Here is a 6,782-nt window from a genome sequence, read left to right as displayed (position 1 = left end):
GTTCTAAATCATTGAAATCTAAAATTCCATTTTCTAATTTTGCTTCTTTAAATAACACGATAAAACGATTAACAAGTTCAATTAACTTTTCAACTAAAGGCTTTAATTCACTTATCTGTTTTAATTGACTGTCAATACTTCGACTAAAATACTTATCTCTTATATCATCAATCTTCTTTTTAACATCTTTACGGAAATTCGCTACTAATTCCTTTTTCTGTTGATCTCCCTCTGTCTTTTTAATAGTGGGCAACCGATTAAATACTATTTTTTGTAGACCAACATTAATTTCTTCCCATGATTTTTCTGAAGCATGGAATAAACATTCTAAATTAGCATACTCCTCTTTAAACACTTCAGCATACTTGATTGGGCCATCAGGACTTTCTATTATATCCAATGCTTGTTTATAAGTGTTTATACAAGCAAACAGATCATCTTGAATAAATTTCTTAAGCTCTTGAATAAAAGGAATCTCATCAACTGGTTTACCGACTACATTATATTGATGAATGAATGCATTTAAAAACTCACTTGGGTTTGGGTTAGAAATTGCATGACGATATAACTTTAATATTAATTTTGGTAAATCATTATCATCTCGATCACTAGTATATCGATCAACTAAATCAAAGAAGACTAAATTAGACTCATCACTGTATTCTGACTCCATCAACTCTTCTAACACTTCATCCATTAGTAATTGAATCTCAATTTCTTCTGCAGTACGGAAGTTTGGATCTAATTCTACCATATAGTAATTTGATCGAATGACTTCTGTACAAAAAGAGTGAATAGTTGAGATTGAAGCTTTATTTAATAAAGAAGCTTGTTTCCTTAAATGATCAGATTCAGGATTATTTACAAGTTGTTTCTCTAATGCAATCCCGATCCTTTCTTTCATTTCCTGGGCACTTGCTTTTGTAAAAGTAACAACAAGTAATTCATCAACATTTATTGGATTTTCATCACGAATGATTTTTTGAATAATTCGTTCAACAAGAACAGCCGTCTTCCCAGAGCCAGCGGCAGCGGCTACAAGAATATCTGAACCCTCGAAATCGATTGCTTTTTGCTGGTCGGCTGTCCATGTTGTTTTACTTGCGTTATTTTCTTCTTTACTCATCTTTATTCACCACCTCTATCATTTTTTGTAATGCTTCGCTATCTTCTAAAGGAGGTAGAACACGATATTCATTTCCTTTTACATTCGCATCAAATTGACAGACTGATTGGTACGAGCAATATGTACATGGTATTTTATCCTTTTGCTGATATGGATTTGCTTCTACAAAACCATTGTATATTTGCTGACCAGCTTCAGTAAATTTTTGCTTTATATAATTCGTCATCATTGGGTATTGTTCAGGCTTTACCGTTTTTGAATATTTCGCCATGTACTCCCCGGTTTTTTTAAGCCTAATCGGCACAATTTTTGAAGAGCTTCCGTCTTGAATTAAGGCTTCATCCATTAACGTATTACTTTCACGATCTTCTAAAAGTAATCCATTCATTTTAAACTTTTTAAAGATCTCATTCTGAATTTCATCGAGTTCGAAATTATTTTTAACTTTAACTATCGGATTTTGAACATGGAAATAAAGAATACCAGCTGGGTCCGCTTGTTTTCCAAGTAATGTTGTTGAATTTGCTACAGCTATATCTAAATATGTTAATAACTGTAAAGCAAGTCCGTAATAAACATCTGATAATTTTAATTCCTTTTTCGTTGATTTATAATCTAAAATTCGTAAGTAATCGCCTTTTTCACTTGTTGCTTTATCAATTCGGTCAATTCGGCCATTTAATACCATTCTTCTCTTCCCATCAATCGGAAGTTCATAAGAATTTAACTGCTTACCCATGCCAAATGGTACTTCTAAAGCAACTGGAACGAATTTACCTGCATGCTCTTGTTGACTTAAAATTGAGGATACTTTAGCAATAACATCTTTCATTTTTTTCTTTAAAAACATATATCGATTCGTACTTAACAAAATCTCACGTTGAAACTTTGGAGAGATTTCATCTACTACTTTAGCTGCTAAATCATCACATTCTGAATTCGTTAAACTACTCCAGCTTTTCCCGGTCTGTAAAAGATTCTCTCCAATAATTGTTAAAGCACTGTGGAATAATTGACCCATATCAAATGATTCAAACTTATAAATTTCTCGTTCTTGAAGCTTTAGTCCATAACGTGCAAAATGGGCATATGCGCATTGATGGAAAAGCTCGATTCGTGATACTGATCCACTCAATTCTTCCCCATATAATTCTGTACTTAAATCTTCTCCAAGATCTTTCGCGACATTGTTATACATTACGCTACTTATTACTTTATACAGTTTATCTTTTGAATCAGTATTTTCTCGTAAGACATTATAAATCGTCCACCATAAATCCATATTCGTTTCAGTTTCATTAGTCGACCAAACTTGAAGCTGAGAGACTAAATTCGTTAACGCTGTACCATAATTTGTAATAGATGTTAGCTGTTCTTCTACTGAACTAAATGTTAAGTCTCCACTTTCAAATCGTTGATGAATATTTGGAAAAATCGATTTTATCCTTTGAATGAGACTTGATGGGGCAAGACTTTTTCCATCATCACTTGCTAACGGGTAACTAATGATTAACTCATGGCTTGCTCGATTAATTCCAGTATAGATATTAAAATTTTCTACAAATAATTGGTGCTTACTTGTTGGTGCTACTTCTACACCAAATGATTGTAAAAACTCCCTGGCAATATCACCTAATAAACCGTCTTCATTAGCCTTCCTTGGAATAACCCCTTCATTTACACCAATGATATAAGCACACTTTACATTTTGTAATCTTGAATGATCAAAATTAGCTATGTTTACTTGATCTAATGATGCAGGAACATTCGCAAATTGAAGTGATCGAAAACCAGTTTGAAGAATTTCAAAAAATGTTTTACGTGACAGTTTTTCTTCTCCAATTAATTCAACGCATTCATCTAAAAGTTGAATAAACCCTTTCCAAACTTGCTCATGATCTTTACTTTCAATTAAATTGGATCGATTTTCAGCATCATCCTTTAAACGTTGAAGCTTCCTTGAAATATCTAGCGATTCAACAAATTCATACAATGCTACACACATTTCTCTCGCATTTTTTGCTTGTTTTAAATTGCTTTGAAATGTAAGTATTGGCTTTACTAATAAATCTCTTACGGAATTGATTAATGCCTCGAATTCTAACTCTTCATTTGTTATCCCTCTATCAATACCTTCAGTTGAGCGATATTTTCGATACTTCCATGGCTCTTCAATTGTCCACCTTTTTCCTTGCTTACCATACGCTATGCAATAATTCTCAAATAACTCGAGCTGTTCACGATTCTTATCACGATTACTTTCGAATGGATAAACTAATTCCGTTTTATACGCATTGAAAACTGATTCATATCTCCAATTGTTTTGAATGATATCGAAAGTAGCCTGTAAAAACGTAAATAATGGATGCGTTAGCATTGAACGCTTTTCTTCTATGAAAATGGGTATTTCGTACGCATGAAAAATAGTTGAAATCAAATGTGAATATGAATCTCCATTTCTTAAGAAAATGGCTATATCACGATATCGGTATCCTTGATCACGTACCTTATTAATAATATCTTTGGCAATCCCATTTACTTCAGCTCGACGATTAGATGCTGACATAATCTTAATTCCATCTGATTCAAACGAAGGCTTAACTGGTCTGTTATCAAAATTCGTTTCAAAATACTTCAAATCATTCGATTGATTTCTAAAGTTTTGATGACAAATAACAGGTTGTTCTATTGTTTGCTTTGTATTTAAAGCAATCTCTTTAATTTGTTGATATAAAAGCGCTGGTTTATAAAATAAATTTAATTCATGTGGTAAAAAATCATCATACGGCCGGTCGATTGTTAGAGAGAAATTTACCTCACTACAATTTCTCATTAGCTCCTCAACTACATTTCGCTCTTGAGGTGCCAAGTCATAATATCCATCAATATATATAATACTGTCTTTTATATAATCACTTTTAGGTAATTCTTGTATCAACAGATTTAAATAGTCTTCTGAATCTAGATACTTATCCTTCATATATGTATTAAAAGCATCAAACACGATTTGAATATCATTTATCTTTTGTTGAATAAAGATATGATCCTTAGATGAATCTTGTTCCATTTGTAAAATAACGGAAGATAATTCATCTGAAGAAACTTGAAAACCTTTAAACTCAGCAATAAGACCCGTTAGTTCCTTATAAAATCCTTGTCGATCAGCAACGTGATGAAAAACTTTCAATTCTTCTTTCTTTTCCTCAATAATCTTTCGAAGAATCATAGAAATTCCAATCTCACCAATATGAATCCGACTGATACCACCTGTTTCTTGTAAAACCTTCCAAGCTAATCGAGTAAAACTAAAAACTTGAGAATTAATAATCGCTTTTTTTTCCTGCCTTTTAACTAATTCATATTCCATCTGAAAGGTCATTTGGTCAGGTACAATAAAGATAATATTTTTTGTTTCATTCTTTAATCTATCTGTAATTTCATTTAAAATATGATGCGTTTTTCCACTTCCTGCACGTCCTAATATAAATTGAAACGACATAAATCCCCCTCCTTAATGTATTAGAATAATGGTTGTTATTTCAGTAAAAATTATTTTGTTGATTTTCATTCCAAGGTCTCGTTTATAATACAATCTAATTGTGTAATTAAAAAGAAAAGCCCCCAGAAGGAGCTTATTTGTTAAAATTCGTATTTAAACTTGAAAGTGGCCAATAAAGTAGGTCGACCTTCCCTACAATTTTATCAATTTTTACAAATCCAAACAAACGACTGTCATAACTTTTTGGTCGATTGTCCCCTTCAACAAAAACATAGCCTGGTGGAACTTTCGTTTTACCTGTAACTTCGTTTAAATTAAAATCAGGTGTAAAAGTTGATCCTTTTAAAGAACTCTTGTAATCATTTAAATATGGTTCATTCCATTTTTTATTGTTAACATAAAGCTGATCATCTTTATATTCAATTGAATCTCCAGGTAAACCAATGACACGTTTAACATAATCTTCTTGCTTATTTGCATGAAATACAATTACGTCAAATCTGTTAATATCACCAATTTCATATCCAAATTTATTTATAACTAGTAAGTTTCCATCCTTTAAAGTTGGCATCATAGATTCTCCATCAACTACATATGTAGAAAATAAGAACGTTCTTACAATAAAAGCAATTGCGATCCCAATAATGATCGCTTTTCCCCAGTCAAATACTTCTTTTCTTAGCATAAAGTTGCTCTCTCCCTCCCTGAGTCATAATGCTTTATTGCTCATCAGATGATCGAGGCGCACTCTTATTCTCTGTTGTTTTTTCTTTGATGTCCATACGTTTCTCAATCACTTTTCCAACTATCCATAATACGAATATAAAAATTCCTATGTACAATGCTTTAATCGGTTTTTGAAATACTGAAGTTAAATCTTTCCCTAAATAACTAATCATCGCGATCATCGTAAACTTTCCAAGTACTAATGCGATTAGAAATTGCGATATTTTAATCCGTGACAAACCGGCTACTATATTTATTAAAAAAGATGGTGAAAACGGAAATGCAAACATAATAAAAATTGGACCAAATCCCCTTTTTTCAATCCACCCTATTGATGATTCTACTTTCTTATGCTTACTTACAAATGAAAAAAATCGTTTCTGACCAAATTTTCTAACAACATAGAATAGTAAAATGGAACCTAAGCAAGAACCAATCCATGAATATAAAAAACCTAATAAAGGACCAAATGCTGCTGCATTAGCAAATACAAAAATGACCAAAGGTAGAACTGGACAAATTGCTTCAATAAAAGGGATTGATATTCCAACTAATGGACCATAATCTTTGTATTGTTGAATGAGATGTAAAAAATGTTCTTCTGTAAAAAAAGCCTTTAAGTCAAAAACGTCCATTTAAATATGAATCTCTCCTTAAGCCGTATTTCTAAATAGATATCCTTACTGTTAACATTATCACATATAACTATTTATTCAATAATAATAAATGATTCTAATTAGTATTTTTTGTCATAATTTGACTGATTATCTTATACATATTTTTTTCTAATTTGTTCCTAATGAAGCTTAATGTAATTCTAATAAACTATTTTTGGATAAATAAAAAACTACTTCACTGAAAGGAAAAGTAGTTTTTTCATGCGTTGAAATAGAATTTGTCAATTAAATAAGTAACGTCATGTTGATTTCCACTAAAGGATACTCACTTTCCGTGGGGAGAGAGGTAAGTCTCCTCGGCGCGCCTGCGGGGTCTCACCCTTCCCTCTTTTCCCACAGGAGTCGAGCACCCTTTCGTTCCAATCAACTCATTCATCTAAAAAATAATTTCTTAAAAAATCTAGAAGAAGTTTCAAATAAATGCCAATAAAAAAGTATATATCAAAATAACTCTATACTTAGGAAGTATTTAAATCTTCATTCCAGAATCAATTTCAAAAACATCAAAGATTAATATGGATGAAAACAAACTCTATGTTAATTTTATTATTTTTCTTATTAGCTCTATTTAGTTGGGTTTTTGCCATAGAAAACAACCCTTAAAATCAATATTGCCCAACTATGGGTTTTTCAACATCTACTTTAAGGGGTGCAGTCTATAGAGTAGACTTTTTTTTAGTGTCTAATCTATAGGGTACATTTTATTACTATTCTTTTTTTTGTTTAATTTATATATTGGGCAAAGGCAAACAAG

4 protein-coding genes are annotated in these 6,782 nt (G+C 31.6%); all 4 read right to left on the bottom strand.

Annotated features, from left to right (window positions below):
* On the bottom strand, positions 1–1,126 hold a 1,126-nt coding region (locus CN514_RS20760), incomplete at its 3' end, for a UvrD-helicase domain-containing protein (protein WP_141529454.1).
* Positions 1,119–4,625, bottom strand: a complete 3,507-nt coding sequence (addB, locus tag CN514_RS20755) for a helicase-exonuclease AddAB subunit AddB (protein WP_098234215.1) — start codon at positions 4,623–4,625, stop codon at positions 1,119–1,121. The genes addB and CN514_RS20760, both read right to left, overlap by 8 nt.
* 133 nt (positions 4,626–4,758) lie before the next feature.
* Entirely contained in the window at positions 4,759–5,310 is a 552-nt protein-coding gene (gene lepB / locus CN514_RS20750; RefSeq protein WP_098234214.1) for a signal peptidase I, read from the bottom strand.
* A gap of 34 nt (positions 5,311–5,344) precedes the next feature.
* Positions 5,345–5,986, bottom strand: a complete 642-nt coding sequence (locus tag CN514_RS20745) for a TVP38/TMEM64 family protein (RefSeq protein ID WP_098234213.1) — start codon at positions 5,984–5,986, stop codon at positions 5,345–5,347.
* Between the last annotated feature and the right edge of the window lie 796 nt (positions 5,987–6,782).

The sequence above is a fragment of the Bacillus sp. AFS001701 genome, from assembly GCF_002559405.1.
Lineage (GTDB): Bacteria > Bacillota > Bacilli > Bacillales > Bacillaceae_G > Gottfriedia.
Note: the sequence above shows the minus strand (reverse complement) of the source record. Positions and strands in the feature narration are given on the sequence as shown.

Coding starts and splice junctions, on each gene's coding strand:
- addB (WP_098234215.1), bottom strand. CDS start 4,625: ATGTCGTTTCAATTTATATTAGGACGTGCAGGAAGTGGAAAAACGCAT.
- CN514_RS20745 (WP_098234213.1), bottom strand. CDS start 5,986: ATGGACGTTTTTGACTTAAAGGCTTTTTTTACAGAAGAACATTTTTTA.
- lepB (WP_098234214.1), bottom strand. CDS start 5,310: ATGCTAAGAAAAGAAGTATTTGACTGGGGAAAAGCGATCATTATTGGG.